General features: G+C 58.0%; 16 protein-coding genes. 7 read left to right on the forward strand and 9 right to left on the reverse strand.

Going from position 1 to position 19,549, the window contains the following annotated elements; all coding sequences use genetic code 11:
* Nucleotides 1-13 precede the first annotated feature (13 nt).
* The 3 genes from B5526_RS23350 to B5526_RS23360 all read right to left on the reverse strand — a co-directional run bounded on the left by B5526_RS23350 (nucleotide 14) and on the right by B5526_RS23360 (nucleotide 6,225).
* Nucleotides 14-1,444: a basic amino acid/polyamine antiporter gene (locus B5526_RS23350; RefSeq protein ID WP_079542058.1), complete on the reverse strand. Its 1,431-nt coding sequence runs from the start codon at nucleotides 1,442-1,444 to the stop codon at nucleotides 14-16.
* A gap of 618 nt (nucleotides 1,445-2,062) precedes the next feature.
* Nucleotides 2,063-5,125 carry an efflux RND transporter permease subunit gene (locus B5526_RS23355; protein WP_079542060.1) on the reverse strand — a complete coding sequence of 1,021 codons (3,063 nt, stop codon included), beginning with the start codon at nucleotides 5,123-5,125 and terminating at the stop codon, nucleotides 2,063-2,065.
* Nucleotides 5,122-6,225 (reverse strand): efflux RND transporter periplasmic adaptor subunit, encoded by a 1,104-nt coding sequence (locus B5526_RS23360; RefSeq protein WP_079545223.1) that lies wholly within the window; start codon nucleotides 6,223-6,225, stop codon nucleotides 5,122-5,124. The genes B5526_RS23355 and B5526_RS23360 overlap by 4 nt, the downstream gene beginning before the upstream one ends.
* 556 nt (nucleotides 6,226-6,781) lie before the next feature.
* Here B5526_RS23360 and B5526_RS23365 point away from each other — a divergent pair.
* The 6 genes from B5526_RS23365 to B5526_RS23390 all read left to right on the forward strand — a co-directional run bounded on the left by B5526_RS23365 (nucleotide 6,782) and on the right by B5526_RS23390 (nucleotide 13,125).
* Nucleotides 6,782-7,891, forward strand: a complete 1,110-nt coding sequence (locus B5526_RS23365; RefSeq protein WP_244562038.1) for an ATP-binding protein — start codon at nucleotides 6,782-6,784, stop codon at nucleotides 7,889-7,891.
* Between the two features lie 123 nt (nucleotides 7,892-8,014).
* Nucleotides 8,015-8,647 (forward strand): response regulator, encoded by a 633-nt coding sequence (locus B5526_RS23370; RefSeq protein ID WP_079542062.1) that lies wholly within the window; start codon nucleotides 8,015-8,017, stop codon nucleotides 8,645-8,647.
* 348 nt (nucleotides 8,648-8,995) lie between these two features.
* Nucleotides 8,996-9,631, forward strand: a complete 636-nt coding sequence (locus B5526_RS23375; protein WP_079545227.1) for a response regulator transcription factor — start codon at nucleotides 8,996-8,998, stop codon at nucleotides 9,629-9,631.
* Between the two features lie 42 nt (nucleotides 9,632-9,673).
* Nucleotides 9,674-10,771 (forward strand): AI-2E family transporter, encoded by a 1,098-nt coding sequence (locus tag B5526_RS23380; protein ID WP_079542064.1) that lies wholly within the window; start codon nucleotides 9,674-9,676, stop codon nucleotides 10,769-10,771.
* Between the two features lie 314 nt (nucleotides 10,772-11,085).
* Nucleotides 11,086-11,286, forward strand: coding sequence for a SemiSWEET family transporter (locus tag B5526_RS39790; protein WP_433994660.1), 201 nt, complete (start codon nucleotides 11,086-11,088; stop codon nucleotides 11,284-11,286).
* A gap of 99 nt (nucleotides 11,287-11,385) precedes the next feature.
* A complete protein-coding gene (locus B5526_RS23390) occupies nucleotides 11,386-13,125 on the forward strand; it encodes a metallophosphoesterase family protein (RefSeq protein ID WP_079542068.1) in 1,740 nt (579 codons plus the stop codon).
* A 220-nt stretch (nucleotides 13,126-13,345) separates the two neighbouring features.
* Here B5526_RS23390 and B5526_RS23395 read toward each other — a convergent pair whose 3' ends face one another.
* The 6 genes from B5526_RS23395 to B5526_RS23420 all read right to left on the reverse strand — a co-directional run bounded on the left by B5526_RS23395 (nucleotide 13,346) and on the right by B5526_RS23420 (nucleotide 18,737).
* Nucleotides 13,346-13,870 (reverse strand): DUF1269 domain-containing protein, encoded by a 525-nt coding sequence (locus B5526_RS23395; RefSeq protein WP_079542070.1) that lies wholly within the window; start codon nucleotides 13,868-13,870, stop codon nucleotides 13,346-13,348.
* Nucleotides 13,871-13,936: 66 nt separating this feature from the next.
* Complete coding sequence (locus tag B5526_RS23400; protein WP_079542072.1) at nucleotides 13,937-15,376, reverse strand: basic amino acid/polyamine antiporter; 1,440 nt, start codon at nucleotides 15,374-15,376, stop codon at nucleotides 13,937-13,939.
* 82 nt (nucleotides 15,377-15,458) lie between these two features.
* Nucleotides 15,459-15,701: a hypothetical protein gene (locus B5526_RS37840; protein ID WP_154071407.1), complete on the reverse strand. Its 243-nt coding sequence runs from the start codon at nucleotides 15,699-15,701 to the stop codon at nucleotides 15,459-15,461.
* 123 nt (nucleotides 15,702-15,824) lie between these two features.
* Nucleotides 15,825-16,343: a hypothetical protein gene (locus B5526_RS23405; protein ID WP_079542074.1), complete on the reverse strand. Its 519-nt coding sequence runs from the start codon at nucleotides 16,341-16,343 to the stop codon at nucleotides 15,825-15,827.
* Nucleotides 16,344-17,078: 735 nt separating this feature from the next.
* Nucleotides 17,079-18,092: an aldo/keto reductase gene (locus B5526_RS23415; protein WP_079542076.1), complete on the reverse strand. Its 1,014-nt coding sequence runs from the start codon at nucleotides 18,090-18,092 to the stop codon at nucleotides 17,079-17,081.
* A 189-nt stretch (nucleotides 18,093-18,281) separates the two neighbouring features.
* Nucleotides 18,282-18,737, reverse strand: a complete 456-nt coding sequence (locus tag B5526_RS23420) for a PaaI family thioesterase (RefSeq protein WP_079542078.1) — start codon at nucleotides 18,735-18,737, stop codon at nucleotides 18,282-18,284.
* A gap of 163 nt (nucleotides 18,738-18,900) precedes the next feature.
* Here B5526_RS23420 and B5526_RS23425 point away from each other — a divergent pair, with 163 nt between their 5' ends.
* The gene (locus tag B5526_RS23425) at nucleotides 18,901-19,539 is read left to right on the forward strand and encodes an NUDIX hydrolase (RefSeq protein ID WP_079542080.1); all 639 of its coding nucleotides are present in this window, start codon (nucleotides 18,901-18,903) and stop codon (nucleotides 19,537-19,539) included.
* The last annotated feature ends 10 nt before the right edge of the window (nucleotides 19,540-19,549 follow it).

The following is a 19,549-nucleotide window of genomic DNA, read 5'->3' on the forward strand; positions in this document are numbered from 1 at the left end:
AGATCCGCCTTGCCTAGATGGTGATGTAGCCGGTCGCCAGCCCGTGGATGCCAACCGCCGCGCCGATCAGCGCGACGGCGAAGATGACCCATTCCACCGCGGTGAAGAGCTGCTTTTTCTGCTCCCGCTTCGCCCAGATGTAGAGCACGGTGCCGGGCCCGTAGAGGATCGCCGAGAGCAGCAGGAACTTCATCCCGGCGGCATAGAGCAGGAACAGGGTATAGATCACTGCGAGACCGGCGATGATCAGATCCCGCGTGCGCTCCTCTGGCCGCGTTCCGTAGGTTTCGCCGCGCCTGGCCATCAGGAATCCGTATGCCGCGACGAGGAAGAACGGAATCAGCGCCATCACGCTGGTCAGATTCAACATCAGCGAGAACGCGTCATTGGACCAAAAGGTGCTGATGACGAAAAGCTGAACGATGATGTTGGTCATCCATAGCGCAGCCGCCGGCACTTTGTTCTGGTTCTCGGTTGCGAAAACCTTCGGCATGTCCTTGGTCTTTGCAGCTACCGAGAGTACCTCGGCGCAAATCAGGGACCATGCGAGATAAGCGCCTAGCACCGAGACGATCAAACCGGCACTGACGAAGACTGCGCCCCAGTGCCCGACCACGGCCTCCAGCACCGTTGCCATCGACGGCTGACGCATGCCGGCAACGTCGGCGCGGGTGAGAGCGGCGTATGGCAGCATGGTGACCAGCACCATCAGGGTCGTTACGCCGAGAAAGCCAAAAATGGTCGCCGTGCCGACGTCGGAACGTTCTTTGGCATAGCGCGAATACACGCTCGCACCCTCGATCCCGAGGAAGACGAACACCGTAACGAGCATCGTCGCGCGGATCTGGTCGAACAGGCTGGCGGGCGGCATGCCTTCGCCGCCCCAGAAGTTCGCGCGGAACAGATTGGCCTTGAACGCGAAAATCAGGAGTACGATGAAAACCAGGATAGGGACGATCTTTGCGATCGTGACGACGGTATTGATAGCGGCAGCCTGCTGGACTCCCCGCAGGATCATGAAGTGAAAGAGCCAAATTCCGATCGAGGCGACGACGATCGCCGTAACCGTGTTGCCATCCCCGAAGATCGGAAAGAACGCGCCGAGCGTTGACTTGATCAGAACCCAATACGAAACGTTGCCGATGCAACTACCGACCCAGTAGCCGAGCGCCGACAAAAAACCGGGATAGTCGCCGAACCCGGCCTTGGCATAGGCGTAGACGCCGGCGTCCAGATCGGGTTTGCGTTCGGCGAGCGCCTGAAACACGCGGGCCAGCATGTACATGCCGCCTCCCGCGATGCACCACGCAATGATGGCGCCAAAGGGCCCGGTCGCGAGCGCGAAGGTTCGCGGCAACGAAAAAATGCCCGAGCCCACCATTGACCCGACCACCATCGCGGTCAGGGCGAACAAAGAAAGCTTCTGTGCCGGCTGCGACGTCATATCGAACCTCAGCAATGCCAGCCAGCGAAAACCCTTGTGGTTCGGGTGTGGCCCTGAGTGACGCTAAATCGGCTACAATTCGAGCGGAGTTGCAGCCGCATCACGACGCTGCTTTAGGGTCGGATTCCCATTCGCCCGGCACAATCGTGATAGGCCGACGAACCTCTCACGTTTCTCTCTGTAGTTGCACCAGGGTTCGTTACAAGGACGGCCGACGCCGCTTCATTGGCTTGCCTGAAACACTCCGCTCGTTTGGCTTCGAGTGCTTGGCTTGATCGGCTCGCAGCCGCCGCTTCGGAAATTGACAACCCAAGAAGCGCGGGAACAAGCAGGGCTAATGCAAATCGTGCGTTCGGATTCTGCATCATCGCCTCCTTTTTTAGAAAGGCATAGTGCACCTTTAGAATGTGCCGCGATATCGGGTGATCACCTAGTTGAAGACGTGGAATTACCCCTATCGCGGAATGCGAAAAGCTATCCCGGCCGTGAATTTGAAGACATTTGAAGAAAGCCGCTCTCTTGTTTCGATCTTTGAAGATTTCGATCGATGCAAGACGCGGGCGCGATCTTGCATTTTGGGCGAGCTTGCATTTTGCGCGAGCTTGCATCTTTGCATGACTATGCCGAACTGGACGAAGCATCCGGCGATGCTTCGTTTCCCTTGAACCAGGCAACATACAATGTGGGCAGAAAGATCAGCGTCAAAATCGTCGCGACCAACAAACCTCCCATAATTGCAAAGGCCATCGGTCCCCAGAACACCGTCGGAGCAATCGGTATCATACCGAGAACGGTGGATACAGCCGTCAGCATGATGGGGCGGAAACGGGAGCTGCTGGCATCGATGGCGGCTTCCCAAGCATTTTTTCCCTGGGAACGCTCCGCCTCGATCTGACCGATCAAGATCACCGCATTCTTGGTAATCATGCCCAGCAGCGCCAGGATGCCCAGGATTGCAACGAAGCCCAGCGGTCTGCCAGAAACCAGGAGCGCCGCGACGACACCGATCAGGCCGAGAGGCGCTACGCTGAGGACCAGGAACAATCGTTGGAAGCTTTGTAACTGGACCATGAGGACGGTGAACATGATGAGCAACATGACCGGTACAACGGCGATGACGGAAGCCTGCGATTTCTTGCTCTCTTCTACAGTCCCGCCAACAACGATATTATACGATGGCGGAAGGGTCTTTATCAGGGTTTCCACCAAGGGTGAAAGCGAGGTCACTACCGTCTCCGGCAGGGCTCCCGCGACGATGTCGGCTTGCACGGTCAGGGTCGGAACGCGGTCGCGCCGCCAGATCAAGGGATATTCCTGCTCATATTCGAAGGTCGCAAACTGACTGAGCGGAACCGTTTGCCCACCGGGCAACGGCACTTGCAGGGTGCGCAGAGTGGAAAGCGAGACGCGCTGCTCATCCGTCGCACGTGCGATGACGTCGACCAAAAAGATATCGTCGCGCACTTGGGTAACGGCGGTGCCGGATATGACGGTATTCAGAACATTGGCTAGTGCTTGCGAGCTGAGGCCCAGCAAGCGCGCCTCATCCTGGTCGACACGAATGCGCACCTGCCGGGCGGGCTCGATCCAGTCAAAATTGACCTTTTCGGCTTTGGGATTGGTTGCGATGATCTGGGCGAGCTTGAGAGCAATGGCACGAACCTGATCTACGTCGGGACCACTGACGCGATATTGCAGAGGCCATCCGACCGGAGGCCCAAGTTCAAGTGGGTAAACCCGCGAAATTGCGCTTGGAAGCTGTTCTGCCAGGATTTCTTCCAGCTTCAGACGAAGACGCTCGCGGGCCGCGACGTCCTTTGCAACAATTACGCCTTGGGTGAAAAAATTGTTGGGTAACTGGACGTTGAGTGGCAGATAGAAGCGAATAGCGCCGCGGCCCACATAAGTGCTCCAGCGCGAGACATCTGGATCGCCCTTCAGAGCAGCATCAAGGCGTTGCGCCGCGGATTCGCTGGCATAGATCGACGCATTCTGCGGCAGACTGAGGTCAACGAGCAACTCCGGACGATCCGAGGACGGAAAGAATTGCCGGGGTATCAGCGGAAGCGCGAGAAAGGACGCGACGAAGAGGGCCAACGAAGCGAAAATTGTTACCCATTTCCCTCGCATCGCAAGCGTGAGGAAATCCCGATACCATTGGTAAATCCTGCCGGGACTGGCGGCCTTTGCCGCCTTCGGTGGAGTGAGAATGACGACACCCAGCAGCGGCGCAAAGATGACCGCAACGAACCAGGACACGATCAGTGCGATGCTGACCACCGCGAAGAGCGAGAATGTGTATTCTCCCGCTGAACTGGCAGCAAAGCCGACCGGGACAAAACCTGCGATCGTTACCAGCGTTCCCGCCAGCATGGCGAACGCGTAGGTCCGGAACGCGTAGGTCGCGGCCTCGACCTTGTCGTCGCCTTCCGCCAATCGATTGAGCGTGGCGTCCGTAGTCGTCATCGCGTCGTCGACGAGCAACGCGAGGGCAATGATAAGTGCGCCGAGCGATATTCGCTGCATATCGATGCCCGCCATTTTCATGGTCGGAAAAACGATGGCCAGCGTCAACGGAATGGAAAGTGCGATGATCAAGCCGGGGCGGACACCGAGACTGATGAAGCTCACCGCGAGAATAATCGCGATCGCTTGCAGCAGCGACGTCATGAATTCGGAGATGGCGCCGTCGACGGTGACGGCCTGGTCGGCGATTAATTTCGGCTCGATGCCGATAGGCAGGTCCGCCGTGATCCGCGCCATCAATTGCTTGATGTTCGCGCCCAGAGCAAGAATGTCACCGCCTTCTCGCATGGCGATCGCAAGTCCGATCGCCGGTTCGCCATTCACACGAAAAAGTGGCTGTGGCGGGTCGGAGTAATCGCGCCGTACTTGCGCGATATCGCTAAGGCGGAGCATCCGTCCGCCGGCGACGAAATTGGTGTTCGCGACATCCTGTTCGGACAGAAATGCGCCTGAAACCCGCACCGAAAGACTTTCATCGCCGGTTTGAATCGTGCCGGCCGGCCGTACGATGTTCTGCGCTTGCAGCGCGGCAATCAGTGCAGATCGGTCGATCCCCAGGCTGGCGAGTTCCTTCATCGAGAATTCGACAAAGATCTTCTCGTCTTGGGTTCCCAGCAGTTCGATTTTTGATACGTCAGGCACAAGCAGCAGCTGCGAGCGGATATCCTCCACACGGTCACGCAGTTCGCGGTGCGTGAAGCCATCGCTTGTAAAGCCATAGATGATCCCGAACGTATCGCCGAAATCATCATTGAAGCCGGGCCCAATAATTCCTGCCGGCAGTGTGCTCCGGATATCGCCGACGTTCTTGCGAACCTGATACCAGGTGTCGGAAACGTCTTTTGCGCTCGCGCTGCCCTTCAGGTTGACAAAGATTGTCGTGACGCCGGCACGCGTGAAGCTGCGCAGAAAATCCAGGTGAGGGGTCTCTTGCAGTTTGCGCTCGAGCCGTTCAGTGACCTGCTTGAGCGTCTCCTCAACGGTCGCTCCGGGCCAAGCCGCCTGAACTACCATGGTTTTAATGATGAAGGCAGGATCCTCGCTGCGGCCAAGTCGGAAATAGGACAAAACCCCCGCGATGACAGCAACAATCATGATATAGGCGACGAGCGAGCGGTTTTTGAGCGCCCATTCGGAAAGATTGAGCCCCGTCATGGCTCTGACCCGAGCACGCGAATCTTCTGGCCCGGGTGGAGCGCCTGAACACCCGCCGTGACTACGATTTCGCCGGTGTCGAGTCCCTGGGAAACGACGACCCGCGCCTGGTCAAAGCGCAACACGTCGACGTTTCGGATTGAAACCGTATGGGTCGATGGATCGACAATCCATACCGCCGGCTGTTGATTGATCTTCGTTAATGCCGTTGCCGGTATCTCGATGATCGGTCCGGCGTCGGTTTCCACGCGCCCGACCACGGTCGCCCCGAGTCGCATTGCCAGCGGAGGGTCAGTCAAGCCGACTTTGACCTCGAAGGTTCGGGTTACAGGATTGGCTTGGGCGGCGACCTCGCGGATACGTCCGGAGGCAGTCACCGAGGGATCGTCCGTCAGGCTGACGGTGATCCGGGGATCGGCAGGTGCTGATCGAAGGAACTGGGCCGGAATGTCGAAAATGGCATCGCGACCGTCTTTCCGCGCAAGCCTGGCGATCATTTGCCCCGCCTGAACAACTTCCCCCGCGCCAGGACCTATTGCGGTTATTATCCCCGGCGCATCGGCCTTGAGCTCGGTGAAGCTTACCAAATCATGTGCGGTATGTAGCTGGGCTTCGGCTGCATCTACTTGCGATTGAGCGGTTTGTTGCGCCTGCGTCGCGACATCGAAATTGGCCCGCGTCGTCCATCCCTGTGCCAGAAGCGTCTCCTGGCGTTCGAAATGATTGCGCGCCTGCGTTAATTGCCCCTGAGCGGCCGCAAGACCTGCCTGCGCCTGCCGCAGCGCGTTCAACTCGTTCTGTGGTTCAAGTCGTGCCATTATTTGCCCGGGTTCCACCCGGTCCCCGAGCTTGCCGCTGCTTTCCAATAGCCGCCCGGAAATTCGAAACGCCACGCTCACTTCATCTTCAGCCTCGATACGGCCTGTAAATGTAACTTGCTGACCGCCCTCACGTTTCTGAACGGTTGTCGTCCGAGCTGGACGGGCTGCCGGAGCTGCGGTGTCTGTCTCTCTCTGGCAGGCCGCGAGCAGCAATACCGGCGCAATTGTCATGAGCGCCATCATAAGCATTCGATATAATGTCGTCTGGTCGGCGCGCATGGGCATGACGGAACCTTCGATGAGAGCTGCAGATCGCTCGGCCTGCAGATATCCTCGCCAAATGCGACCTGCGCCCCAACCCGCATTTGTTTATAGGGGCGCCGCAGTTCGTCAGCGAAATACACCGATCACCGTCGAGTATTTTCGATCGGAAGATCATCTTCCGCTATCAGTAAATGTACTGAGCGCGCTGATGTATTCCCGGATAGAAGTGTGTACCCGAAATCCGCCCGCAGCGGTCGTGCCCAGCGGCTGAAATGCTGCTGCCGAGACATCATCACGCGCGGCGGAAAGCGCTTCAATCCTCATCCGGTTGATTTAGCGAAATGTTGAAACTTGATTCAATGAAAACGAATTCTCGACATGTTACTTGACGGGGATTTCACTAAGGGTATTTACTACCGCAATCGACCTAAGGGAGAGTGAGCAGTTTCATACACCGTGCCATCTGAGAAAAATCGGGCAAGAGCCAATGATGAAGGCACACAAAGCTCGCATAAACGGATCGCACCGAGTTGACGGATCGTACCGAGTTCCCGGTCGGAAATGGCCAAGGATGGCTTCGGAAGAAGCGTGCGATAAGCTCTACTGGATGCATGCTCCGGAATTTCTTTTTCGAATGCGAGCCTCGCATACAGGGCGATTTGTCTACGAGAGCATAAATCCGGCTTTCGAACGCTTGCTTGGAACCTCGTCCGAGAACATCCGCGATAAAGCCGTTTCGGACTGCATGAGTGCCGGAGACGCGAAATCCATTTGCGCATCCTGCGACGCGTGTCTTGCTGACGGAGAGCCGGTTCGTTGCCGGCATCGCCTTGCTCTCGGCGGACCGCAACGAAACTTTGAGACGACGGTCGCTCCCGTCCGTGATCCCGTAAGCGGCAGCATAGTCAGGCTGGTTGGCAGCCACCGAGCCATCAAAGAGGGGCGCGATGCTGTCGAGACTGCCACAAGACGAGTCTCGGCGAATCGCAGCGTCCGGCTGTTATCGCTTCAGGAAGAGGTACAGCAGCGGATTGCATCTGACCTTCATGATTCGACTTGCCAACATTTGATTGCTGCCAGCTTGAATGTAATGCGGATGAGGCGCGCGATACACGATGCCGGCCATGCGGATACCGCCGAAAGCCTCTGCGACGAAGTCGATGCGTCGATCGATCAGGCGCTCAGGGAAATCCGGGCCTTTACCTACCTATTGCATCCGAAAAATCTGCTCGCCGACGGACTGAAGATTACCATCGAACAGTTCGTAGACGGATTTTCAGCGCGCACTTCATTGAAGGTTGACGTTGAGATCGCTCCCGAGGTCGATGAGCTGTCATACGAGGGGCAGCGCTCGGTGCTGAGAGTTATTCAAGAAGCCCTTACGAATGTTTTTCGTCATGCGAAAGCAACAGAGGTGAAGATCGCGCTGGAAGCTACCGACACGCATTTCAAGCTTCGGATTAGTGACAACGGCCGCGGCATGCTGGTCGGCCAGGCGAGATCGGGCCCCAAGGCGATGTCGTTTGGTGTCGGAATTCCCGCTATGAGAGTCAGGTTGCAGCAGATGGGAGGGGCTCTCGAAATCCGCTCTTCTTCGGCAACGGAACGCCGAGGTACGACGTTGTGTGCGGTAATTCCGCATTCTCTCCCGCGTAAGGGAACGCGTTGCCAACAGCATTAAAAGTCCGCCAGGCTGCTCGAAATATTGGAGGAATGTGAAGAATCCGGGGAAGTTTTAGAGACGAACGGCAGTGATGCAATTATGTCGCGCCCGATGTGGAGCGACATTGGAGTTTGTTCGGTCATGAAGCGGTTTCTTATAGCTGACGATCATGAAACGGTGCGATCAGGACTCCGTGCCGTTTTGGAAGGGCATGCTGGCTGGGAGGTCGTTGCCGAGGCGCACGACGGCAGCGAGGCGGTCGCCGGGGCTATTGAAAAACGGCCCGACGTAGCCATCGTTGATTACTCAATGCCGCTAATGACGGGGGTGGAAGTTGCACGGCGGATCAGGGAACATCAGCTGGTAACGGAAATACTCATTTTCACGATGCATGACTCAAACGTGCTTGCGTTGCAGGCGTTCCAGGCGGGTGCCCGCGCGTTTTTGCTGAAGTCTGATGCGAATAAAATGCTCTTGGCGGCCGTTGAGTCGTTGATAGTTCACAAGCCGTTTTACGCCAGCGCTTTTTCGAGCGAACTAATAAAAGGCATGTCGACCGGAAAGCGCGGCCCGAGCCAAATGCTTTCGCCTCGGGAAAAGACGGTCGTTCAATTGGTTGCGGAAGGCTACAGTAACAAGGCCGTCAGCGCGATCTTGAATCTCAGCATAAAAACGACAGAGACGCATCGAGCGGCCGCCATGCGCAAGCTTGACATTAACTCGACCGCCGGCCTGGTTCGCTACGCGGTTCGCACCAAACTCGTGCAGGCATGAGATCGGCGGTTTGTTCATGATTCAAAGCCCAGTTCGCTCGATCATCTTGCGTTGAATTCGGAAGCTAGATCTCCGGACGATAGGTAGAGTTACAGGTTTTCGGCCCATCTTCCGAGACTGCTACATCCTTCTTCCGGTTTGAAGAAGAGCCTTGAAGATAGTGAGCCCGCGGCGACATTAGATGCCGGCAGTAGTCGATCAGGAAATCGGGACATTCATCCCCCGAGTCTCAGGGTTTTGTGGGATTAACGGTGGGCATTCCGAGCCGTATCCTCGATTGTTCCGCTGCCGCGTTGTTGTCGTCGGCGCCCCATAGCTGCGGTGGTTCCAATCGATAGGAACGTCGCTGTGAAGCAGATATTGATTGCGGACGACCATGAAGTCGTGCGGTCTGGACTTCGCGCGATCATCGAAACTCGCGCCGACTGGGTGGTGAGTGGGGAGGCGAACAACGGTAGGGACGCCATCGCGCTCGCTTTGAAAAAGAAGCCGGATGTAGCGATCGTCGATTACTCGATGCCGATTATGAATGGGTTGGAAGTCAGCCGTCGAATCAAATTTCATGGTCTGCGCGCGGAAGTGCTGATTCTTACGATGCATGAAAGCGAAGAAATTCTGACCGAAGTACTTCTGGCAGGAGTACGAGGATTTCTGCTAAAATCAGACGCAAGGAGTCATCTTATTGCGGCTGTTGAAGCATTGCTTGAGCATCGACCCTACTTCACCGGCGTATTGTTGGAGAAGTTGCTTCGCGAATACCTGTCGAACAAGAAGGACAGGTCGGACGTCCTGCTATCTTCGCGAGAACAGAGCGTCGTTCAACTGGTTGCGGAAGGACACACCAACAAGTCCGTCAGCGCCGTCTTGAATCTTAGTGCAAAGACGGTCGAGACTCACCGCGCTTCGGCAATGCGTAAGCTCGGTATTTCATCCACGGCCGAATTGGTCCGGTATGCAATTCGTACAAAATTGGTCGGACTTTGAAAGGAAGATACCTTTCGGCGCGGAACGAGTATTGAGGGCTCAATGACCGAACCGAAGGTGAATCCGGACAGAATTGCCGAAAACGTTCAACGCCTTGAGCTCTCATCTGAAGTGGAGGGCGCCGGGCGGGGGTTCACCCTCGCCGCAGCGCTCTGCGTGTTGAGCGTCGTCCTCGGTATTCTCCTCATATGGCGGACGTCTTCCAGCCTTCTCATCATATTCGCCGGTATCCTGTTTGCATCTTTTCTCGATGCCTGTGCCCGAGCACTCGGTCCCGTCATCCCTCTCGGCCGTGTATGGCGATTGACCCTGGTGATTCTGGCCCTGACGGCCCTGATAGTGCTGGGCGCCATTTGGGGGGTTGGGAAAATTCCTGAACAAGCACGGCTTTTGATACATGTGATAGAGGCGCAGCTTGATGTCCTGCAACAACGCCTCCAGTCTATTGGCGTTGATTTGTTTGGTCCCGATGGTGACCGCGATCTTTCCCGCTGGTTTCCCGACCATGATAAGCTGTTCGGCCATGCTCAGACGGCCGTCGGGACAGCGTCCAGCTTCCTGGCCAACACCCTCGTCATTGTGTTCCTCGGCCTTCTCTTCTCATTTGATCCGCGAGCCTATCGCGATGGCGTCGTCTTGCTGGTCAGGCCCATGTCGCGCCAACGCGTGCGTGGCGTTCTGGATGAGATGGGCAGTGTCTTGCGCTTGTGGCTTGTCGGGCAACTTATCAGAATCGTGCTTATGACCGCGTGTGTCTGGCTTGCTCTTTATCTATTGGGGCTTCCAGGTCCTTTTCTTCTCGGCGCGCAGGCTGGCCTGTCAAATTTCGTTCCCTATCTCGGCCCAATTCTCGCTGCCATTCCGGTAGCATTGGTAGCTATGCCTCTGGGTCCCGCAATGCTGATCTGGGCCGTCGGGATCTATACCGCCATCCAGTCAATTGAGGGTTATGTGATCGGCCCTCTCATTCAGCGTCAGGCAGTGGAATTGCCTCCCGCATGGACATTGGTGGCCATCGTCTTGTTCGGTTCCTTGTTCGGCGTGATGGGCATTGCCCTTGCGGTGCCTTTGTTTGCGGTCGGTCGTGTCGCCGTCCTTCGGCTTTATGTGGAAGATTGGCTGCGAGCTGACCTGGGCTGACATCTGCGAGGAGGTTGCTATGGCGCAAACGACTTCCACGACTACACAAGACTCGCGGGCCGATGTGCGGGCGCGTGAAAGCCGACCAATGGCACATCACCAAAGGCACATACCGGATCGCGCTGGGAAAAGCCGCCGGCGATCTCGTACTCGCCGCACAGGCGCAGCTAACGGAGCGCATGTTCGGGCGGTAGATTTGAGTAGATTTGGCGCCGGTCGGGACGTTGAGAGGATGAACGATGGAGCTTACTCAAATCATCGGCTTCGTGGCGGGATTCGGTACGACCTTCGCCGCTCTGCCCGATTTGGTCGCCATGCTCAGACGGCGATCAATCGTTGGCATGAATCCCAGGATGGCCGCGATCTTGGGCACATTCCAGATCTTCTGGATATGGTACGGCCTTATGATTGGGTCGAGGTCCGTCGTCATGTGGAATGTGATCGCCGTAATCACGAATTTTCTCACGGTTGCAGCGTATCTGTACTTTCGCCGCAGCGAAACGCGATCGTGGTGACCGCGGCCACTGCGACATCGCGGGTCCTCCGCTCATTCCGGCAACGAGACCGGGAGCTCCGCAAGAACGCTGCCATGTTCGCGATGGTCAGGGCCTGCCATGAATCCCGTCATCGATCCTCGTGACGGCGACGTTGAGGATGACGCGTCAAGCACCAAACGTCGCTCGCTGCTATCGCTTGCCGGCAGCTTGCTGGCGGAGATCAGTCTTCCCAAGCTGATCTTGTCCTGGACAATGCTGTTCGTTGTTCCAGGTCTACTGCTCGGACTCGCACCGCTTGTTGCTTCCGCCTGGGTAAGTATGGTCTCGCGCAAAATCACATCCCCTCTGCTCGGGATCTGGCCTGCGTTGCTTCTTGTGACGGTGCTCGCCATCGGACTGTTCGGAGTGCGATCGCTGTTTCGGATGGCCGAGAGCAGTTTCTGGTCTTTGAATTCGCTTGCCGTCGAACCGATATACGTCGCTTGCCGGGAGGGTTTGCGGCACCTCGTCGAAAAGCTTCTGCAATCGCGACTTAGTGAATCTCAGCTTGCCACGCTGCGGGCCGGCACTGCAGGGGCGGCGGGCATCATCATTTTTGCTGTAGCGTCGGCAGTGGTGACGCTCTGCTGGCCAAGCTCGCGCTGGCTGGGCAATCTCACCGATCTCGCTTCGCCCCATGACCTGGTTTCTGTCGCCCTGGCCAACAGCATCGTGCTCGTCTCAGCCTATCTCGCCGTCGCCGCACTCGTCTGGGCGTTCGCTGATGCGACCATGCCTCAACCCCGTGATTTTGGTGAGTTCCCTGCAAGTGCGGGCGCGGATCACACGTGGCGCGTCGCTCACTTGTCGGATATTCACGTCGTAGGCGAACGCTACGGTTTTCGGATCGAAAGCGGTCGAGCGGGGCCGCGCGGAAATGAGCGCCTGAACCGGCTGCTCACCCTGCTGGATTTCATTCACGCCAATAACCCGCTCGACACAATTCTCATTACCGGCGATATGACGGATGCGGGCCGTTCCGCGGAGTGGTCAGAATTGCTCGACGCCCTGAAGGCGCATCCGCGGCTAGCCGAGCGGATTTTGATCTTACCCGGCAATCACGACCTTAATATTGTCGACCGCGCCAATCCAGCCCGGCTCGATCTTCCGACAAGTCCGAATAGAAAGCTGCGCCGACTTCGGTTTTTATCGGCTGTTGACGCTCTCCACGGTGAACGCGTTCGTTTGATCGATCAGGCCGGACGATGTCTTCTGGCTGGCAGCCTCTCCGAGGCGCTGAAACCGCATCGGACGGAAATGGCAAAGTTTGCCGAAGTCGGAAGGCCGCGGCTGTCCAGGAGGTTGAATGAATTATGGGCAGCGGTCTTTCCAATGGTGCTGCCACCGGATCGTGACGATGGTCTTGGCATAATCCTGTTGGACTCGAATGCCGATACGCATTTTTCCTTCACTAACGCTCTGGGGATGATTTCAGTGGAACAGGTGAGAGGGATTGAGATCGCCGCCGCGCTGTATCCCCAGGCGCGCTGGATCATCGCGCTTCACCACCATGTGATCGAATATCCCAAGGTGGCAAAGGTGCTATCTGAACGAATCGGTACAGCGCTGGTAAATGGAAATTGGTTTGTTCGGCGGCTCCAGGCGTTGGGAGGCCGGGTCGTGCTGATGCACGGTCACCGGCATATTGACTGGATCGGAAAATGTGCCGGGCTTGCGATCGTGTCGGCGCCGTCTCCGGTGATGGAAGCGACCGACGGCAGCAGCACCTACTTTTACATCCACACATTAGCGACACGAACGGACGGGCAGTTCGGCTTGCTGACACCCGAGCGAGTCGTTGTGGACGGTCAACCTTAGACTGGCAACCAGAGCCAGCTGTCGCTATCGGAATCCTTCAGCTCGAGCCTGATTCAACTGAGCTGAATCAGGCTCTAGCGTTATCCTTTTGTTTGAGCATGATCTTTTCGGAAAACCGGTTTCCACTTTTCCGGATCATGCTCTAACAAGCTGCAGACCTCAAGACGCCCGCATCTTGAGGTTGCAGCCCCAGAGCCGCTCGCTGCCTCGCGATGTTGAATTAGGCCGACTTTGCTGATGGCGGCGGTGTTTCGGTGACGGCGGCCTTGGCGAGCGCGTCGCGCAATATCTGTTCCTTCGTCTCATCAAGCGATGTTTTGAGCACGACGCCTCCGGCATCCCTGATTTCCTTAAGCACCTTGTCTGCCGTCATGTTTTTGATGAGAACAAACAGAGCGGCATTACCGGGCTGGATGCTCGCTGCGAGTTCCTTCATGAAGGCATCATTGATGCCGAAATCGGTCAGCGCGCCGCCGAGCGCCCCCGACGCCGCACCCAAGGCGACGCCTACGATCGGATTCAGAAAGAGGACGCCTATCAGGAGGCCCCAGAAACTTCCCGAGGCCGCTCCCATAGCGGTCGTGTTGACAAGCTGGTTCAGTTTGACGGTGCCGGCTTCGGTCTTGATTGCAATGACTGCGTCGTTGATCGTTATCAGATATTCTTTCTGCAATTTGAGGAGACGTTGACGTACTTCTTCGGCTTTCGCCTCGGACGGATACACGATGACGACTAAGTCGGACATGGAAACCTCCGTTAGGTTGAAGTCCCCCTCCCCAAACCGAAATACCCGATTGTATCTCACAACTCCCTAGATCGAAATAGTGCCCGTCACGAGACTGTAAAGGCCGACGGCAGCCGCGACAAGGATAGCTCCGAACAGGAGCCCCTCAACAAGTGTAAAGGCAGTCTTCTTCTGCTCGCGCCTCGCAATAACAAATAAAACCGTTCCGGGCGCATAGAGAAGCGCCGACAGCAGCAGAAACTTTGCGCCGCCGGCGTAGATCATGCCGGCCGCGTAGATCGTCGCAATCGCTCCGCGAATCCAGTCGATGGCACGGCTACGTGGGTCGGCTGCGTAGGTTTCTCCGGTCCATGCGAGTTTGAGCCCGTAGGCAGCGACCAGCAGATAGGGAATGAGCGTCATCGAGCTCGTCATCTTCAGCGCGAGCGTGAATGCATACTCCGCGAAATAAGTGACAAGCAGGAAAACCTGTATGACGATATTTGTCAGCCACAGCGCCCCGGCGGGAACTTTTTTGGCGTTCTCACGCGCAAGGAAAGACGGCATCGTGCGATTTACCGCCGCAGAGTGGAGGACCTCAGCGGCGAGCAGCGACCAGGACAGGTAGTTGCCGAGGACGGAAATGAGGAGGCCGACGCTGATGAATATCTTGCCCCATGGTCCTACGATGGCCTCCAGTACGCCTGCCATCGAAGGGGTAGCGAGCGATGTCAGTTCCGGACGCAATAAAATGCCATACGACAGCATCGTGACCAGGACGAGCAGACAGAGCACTCCAAGAAAACCCAAAACCGTTGCGATCCCCACGTCGTCGCGGTTTCTTGCATAGCGCGAGTAGACGCTTGCGCCTTCGATCCCCACGAAAACGAAGACGGTGACCAGCATCGTGTTGCGGACCTGATTTGACACATTCGCGAAGGTCGGTTCTTCGCCGCCCCAGAAATTCTGCGCAAAGATGTCGGCCTTGAATGCAAATATGACAATAACGATGAAGAGAAGTATCGGCACGATTTTGGCGAAGGTCGCAACCGTATTGAGTGCGGCGGCTTCCTTGACGCCGCGAAGGATCAGGAAATGCACGCCCCACAGCAGCGCGGACGCCGCAGCGATCGCGGTGGGTGTCGTCCCATCGCCAAAGATTGGAAAGAACTGTCCCAGCGTCGCCTTGATCAGCACAAGGCAAGCGACGTCGGCGAGACAGCACCCGGTCCAGTAGCCCACCGCCGACGCAAAGCCGAGATAGTCTCCAAAGCCCGCCTTGGCATAGGCGTAGATGCCTGTGTCCAGATCTGGCTTGCGCCGGGATAACGTCTGAAAGACGAAGGCGAGCATCAGCATTCCGACGCCCGCGATGCCCCAGGCAATCAAAGCACCCAGGCCTCCGGTGGCGCGGCCGAATGATGAGGGCAGGGCAAAGATGCCCGAGCCGACCATCGATCCAACAACAAGCGCGATGAGCGCGCCGCGCGAGAGTTTTTGATCGGATGAATTTGACGATGCGGTCATGCACGCTCCGATTCTTCGAGTCTCGTATCGGTACACTCCTGCCGAACAGCTTACATCACGATGCGATTTGCAGGGCCGCCCGTCATCTCTTTGTGGGATTGGTGCCGGCCTGATCACCCGGACGCCGGTGATCGTCGTTTAGTTGCTGCCTGCTTTGCCGACGCAATTGATGGTGCCGGTGCCGCCACTGAGCTTCAATCGCCATCTTTTCAACGACGATCGTATTCGGCTTGATGAGCGGCATAGCTTGTGTGCGGTCATGCCAGGTAGCGAGAAGAAAAGTACCAACAGCGGTCGTGAAGAACGATATTTCTTTTGATGTCATTCGTTCCCTCTTGCGTGCATGTCGAAGACAATCAAGTGGCGATGTCCGTCAGCGCTTGAACTCGAACGATTGCCGGCATGCTGCACACGGTCGATCTGGAGAATCGATCAAGGCCGACGATCATCACGTGGCGGGCTTGCCATCGAGTACAACGGTCGCTTCAGACAGGCGGAGGAAAAGTTTCCGGCGGGCGGCAATCGGAGGCCAGGCATAGAGAAAGATTTCCGATGGCTTCCAGATCGCAACCCAGCCAAGAATAAGAAAGCTCTCGGTCAGGATTTGGGAGAGAGGATCCTCTCTCATCCTTTGCCCGAAAAGCCAACCGAGCAACAGACAAACGGAAAGAATCGCAAGGCCGACAACGAGTGACAGTCGCCCGGTCTTGAACAACTCACCCATCTCCCTTGATACAGCCTGCCTGCGAAGGCCAAAATAATCCTTGATCGTGCTTGCAATGTCGAATTCAGAGGCCTGCAAAAGCTCGTCCGACGGGAGATGGATGACAATTTCGATTGGGATGTTCGACGGCAATTCCAGAGCGCGATCGACAATGTAATCTTCGGCCTGTAGCGCGAGGTCACTTTCCCGGAATGGAGACGGATCCAGCGTGTTGAATAGCTGCGATACCTTGCGCAATTTCATCTCGATTCGTCCCACTCCCGCAGGCTCGGTCGAAGGTGCCCTCATAACGCGTTCTCAATCGCAGCTTCTCAACAGCAGGAGACCCGTCGCTATTGCCTTGCGTTCATTCTGCTTTGCCTTCAGACCAAGCTCTCCAAGCCTATCGCGCGCCCTGAGGAGCTCTCGCGGGCTGTCTTAGGAGCGCGCCGGCGGTGAGGAGTACCTTGACCATTATCGCCAGCCGCAGACGCGACGTCCCCTGTGCCACCAGCAAACCCATCGCCGGCGACGACGGCGACGCGGATTAACAACAACGACCTGCGCTCTCTGCACTAGCTCGTCGACTCTAGCGCCGTTCTTGGCGATGCCCAATGGGATCGCGTCAGCGGCTCCTGGCGCGATGACCCAGCCGACCGTAGCGACGCCCGCAATAGCAACGGCGGCACCAGGCAGAATGTCGGTGAGCATGGTACGACGACTGATGTCCATGTGGTTGCTCCCTGGTTCGAGAATCTCTTTTTTGCAGACCGCTGCGGAAGCTGGAAATATCAGGTGGTTTGCGAAGGCTAACCCCAGCGCTCTCACGGTTGAATACAGCTTTAACGCGTTTGTCGTCAGGGTGATTCCCTACCCCCACCAAGGTGATCATCTGATACCGTGGGGTGTGGCAAGAGCGCACTGTTCGTGTGCGGAAGCAGTGCACCGGCGCCGTAGTTGCCTGGTGACCCCCGAGTGACCCCCGAGCGATCCTCTCGCTCACCCCGCCGTCCGCGCCCTTCGCCCCTCGATCGGATACGCCGGATCATTGAACCCCGGCGTCGACGGATGCCCGCTTGCCACCAGCCGGTCCACCAGCGCCTCGTCCTCGGCCGTGAAGCGATAGTCGAGCGCGCGGATGTAGTCGTCCCACTGCTCCTCGGTGCGGGGGCCGGCGATCACGCCTGACACGAACGCGGAGTTCAGGACCCATGACACCGCGAACTGTCCGGCGGTGATGCCTTTTGCCTCGGCGTGCTGCTTTATCTCCTGCGCCAGCTTTAACGATTCCGGCCGCCACTCGGTCTGCATCATGCGGGTATCCTTGCGGCCCGCGCGCGTCTCCTTGTCGGGCGCGGCATCGGGGCGGTATTTGCCGGTCAGCACGCCGCGCGCCAGCGGGCTATAGGGCACGATGCCGAGGCCGTAAAAATTGCAGGCCGGAAAATGCTCGACCTCGGGCATCCGGTTCATGGCGTTGTAATAGGGCTGGCTGACCACCGGGCGGTCGATGCCGAGGTCATCGCAGATGTTGCAGATTTCGGCGACGCGCCAGGCGCGGTAATTCGAGACGCCGAAATAGCGCACCTTGCCCTCTCGGATCAGTTCGCCCATCGCGCGCACGGTCTCGTGAAGCGGCGTCGAATGGTCTTCCTTGTGCAGATAATAGATGTCGATGTAGTCGGTGCCGAGCCGCTTCAGGCTTTCATCCGCGGCCTGCAGCACCCAGCGGCGCGACAGCCCGCCGCGGTTGGGGTCCTCACCCATCTGGTTGGCGAGTTTTGTCGCCAGCACCCAATTGTGCCTGTTGTTGGAAATGGCGCGGCCGACCACGTGCTCGGAATTGCCGCCATTATAGGCATCCGCGGTGTCGATGAAATTGACGCCGGCCTCGCGCGCCTTGGCGATGATCCGCCCCGACGTCGCCTCATCGGTCGGGCCGCCGAACATCATGGTGCCCAGGCAAATCGGCGAAATTTTTAAGCCGCTGCGGCCGAGGTTGCGATATTGCATCGGATGGGTCCTTTCAAAAACAGCTCGAGCTGCGCTCCCTCGCCCCGCCCTTGCGGGGAGAGGGTTGGGGTGAGGGGCTGTCTCCGCAAATTCCGAAGACCATTACTGCGGTGACTCCCCCTCACCCGCCGCGCGAAGAGCGCGGCGACCTCTCCCCGCAGGCGGGGAGAGGTGAAGAAGGCAACCCCCTCACTCGTTCTTTAATATCTTAAACACGCCATTGGCCATCGCGATACAGCGCTTGTCGACCTTCACCTCGGTGCTCACGAAAATGAGACTGCGGGTCGAGCGCACCACGCGCGGCTTTGACACCAAAATCTCCCCGATCTTGCCGGCCTCGACAAAATGGGTGTCGAGCTGCACCGTCGCCAAGGTCTGCTTGCCCGAGACATGTCGCGCCGTCATGCCGCAGCTGCGGTCCGCGAAGGTCATCAACAGCCCGCCCTGAACAAGGCCCCGGCGGTTATGGTGCTTGTCCTCGGTGATAATAGCAAATTCGAGCTCGCCATCGACGAGCCGCTGCCACAAGGGCCCGACAAGGCTCAAGAATCCGGTCGTATCCGCGATGCTCCAGCCGGAGGCTTTTAGCTTGTCCGCGGCAGTTATTTTGTCGTCTTTCGATTGCGCAGAAATTACACCCTCCATTGTCGTCCCTGCGAAAGCAGGGACCCATAACCACCGGCGCTCGTGAGGTGCAAAGCCGGTTATTATCGTGCCCCAAGCGCGTCCGCGGCGTATGGGTCCCTGCTTGCGCAGGGACCACCTATCAATCATTTCATCAAACGCTCACGTGGTGTAGTCAAGCCGGATGGGCTGGCCCTTCGATGATGCCACACGGCGGAATATTTTAGCGCGCTGCGCGGCGTTTACGCGCTTGCCGGCAAGCGCGCCGGCGCCGGCGCCGGCGCTGAAGCGGGCCGCGGTCGCGATCGCGCTGGTCGAGGCCGAGGATGGCGCGGGCGGCACGGCGCTGTTGTTGACCTTGCGCGCGGCGGGCTTGCGCGCCCATCGTGGCCAATGGGCGCTGCCGGGCGGACGCTGCGACGCCGGCGAAACCCAAATCGAGGCGGGCTTACGCGAGCTTGCCGAAGAGCTCGGCCTTGCGCTTACACCCGACGACGTCCTGGGCCTGCTCGACGATTATCCGACCCGCTCCGGCTATCTCATCACGCCTGTGGTGGTGTGGGCGGGCACGAGGGCCGCGATCTCTCCGAACCCCGCCGAAGTCGCCTCGGTGCATCGCATCGCGCTCGATCAGATCGAACGGCCTGACGCGTTCGATTTCGTCGCCATCCCCGAAAGCACGCGGCGGGTGATCCGGTTTCACCATGCGGGCCGGCTTATCCACGCGCCGACCGCGGCGTTGATCTATCAGTTCCGCGAGGTGCTCGCGGGCCGCGATACCCGCGTCGCCGAGCTGGAACAGCCGGTGTTCGCCTGGAAGTAAGCCCTAATCC

The sequence above is a fragment of the Bradyrhizobium lablabi genome, assembly GCF_900141755.1.
In the GTDB taxonomy this organism is placed as follows: domain Bacteria; phylum Pseudomonadota; class Alphaproteobacteria; order Rhizobiales; family Xanthobacteraceae; genus Bradyrhizobium; species Bradyrhizobium lablabi_A.

Coding starts and splice junctions, on each gene's coding strand:
- B5526_RS23350 (WP_079542058.1), bottom strand. CDS start 1,444: ATGACGTCGCAGCCGGCACAGAAGCTTTCTTTGTTCGCCCTGACCGCG.
- B5526_RS23355 (WP_079542060.1), bottom strand. CDS start 5,125: ATGACGGGGCTCAATCTTTCCGAATGGGCGCTCAAAAACCGCTCGCTC.
- B5526_RS23360 (WP_079545223.1), bottom strand. CDS start 6,225: ATGCGCGCCGACCAGACGACATTATATCGAATGCTTATGATGGCGCTC.
- B5526_RS23365 (WP_244562038.1), top strand. CDS start 6,782: ATGGCTTCGGAAGAAGCGTGCGATAAGCTCTACTGGATGCATGCTCCG.
- B5526_RS23370 (WP_079542062.1), top strand. CDS start 8,015: ATGAAGCGGTTTCTTATAGCTGACGATCATGAAACGGTGCGATCAGGA.
- B5526_RS23380 (WP_079542064.1), top strand. CDS start 9,674: ATGACCGAACCGAAGGTGAATCCGGACAGAATTGCCGAAAACGTTCAA.
- B5526_RS39790 (WP_433994660.1), top strand. CDS start 11,086: ATGCTCAGACGGCGATCAATCGTTGGCATGAATCCCAGGATGGCCGCG.
- B5526_RS23390 (WP_079542068.1), top strand. CDS start 11,386: ATGAATCCCGTCATCGATCCTCGTGACGGCGACGTTGAGGATGACGCG.
- B5526_RS23395 (WP_079542070.1), bottom strand. CDS start 13,870: ATGTCCGACTTAGTCGTCATCGTGTATCCGTCCGAGGCGAAAGCCGAA.
- B5526_RS23400 (WP_079542072.1), bottom strand. CDS start 15,376: ATGACCGCATCGTCAAATTCATCCGATCAAAAACTCTCGCGCGGCGCG.
- B5526_RS37840 (WP_154071407.1), bottom strand. CDS start 15,701: ATGACATCAAAAGAAATATCGTTCTTCACGACCGCTGTTGGTACTTTT.
- B5526_RS23405 (WP_079542074.1), bottom strand. CDS start 16,343: ATGAAATTGCGCAAGGTATCGCAGCTATTCAACACGCTGGATCCGTCT.
- B5526_RS23415 (WP_079542076.1), bottom strand. CDS start 18,092: ATGCAATATCGCAACCTCGGCCGCAGCGGCTTAAAAATTTCGCCGATT.
- B5526_RS23420 (WP_079542078.1), bottom strand. CDS start 18,737: ATGGAGGGTGTAATTTCTGCGCAATCGAAAGACGACAAAATAACTGCC.
- B5526_RS23425 (WP_079542080.1), top strand. CDS start 18,901: ATGGGCTGGCCCTTCGATGATGCCACACGGCGGAATATTTTAGCGCGC.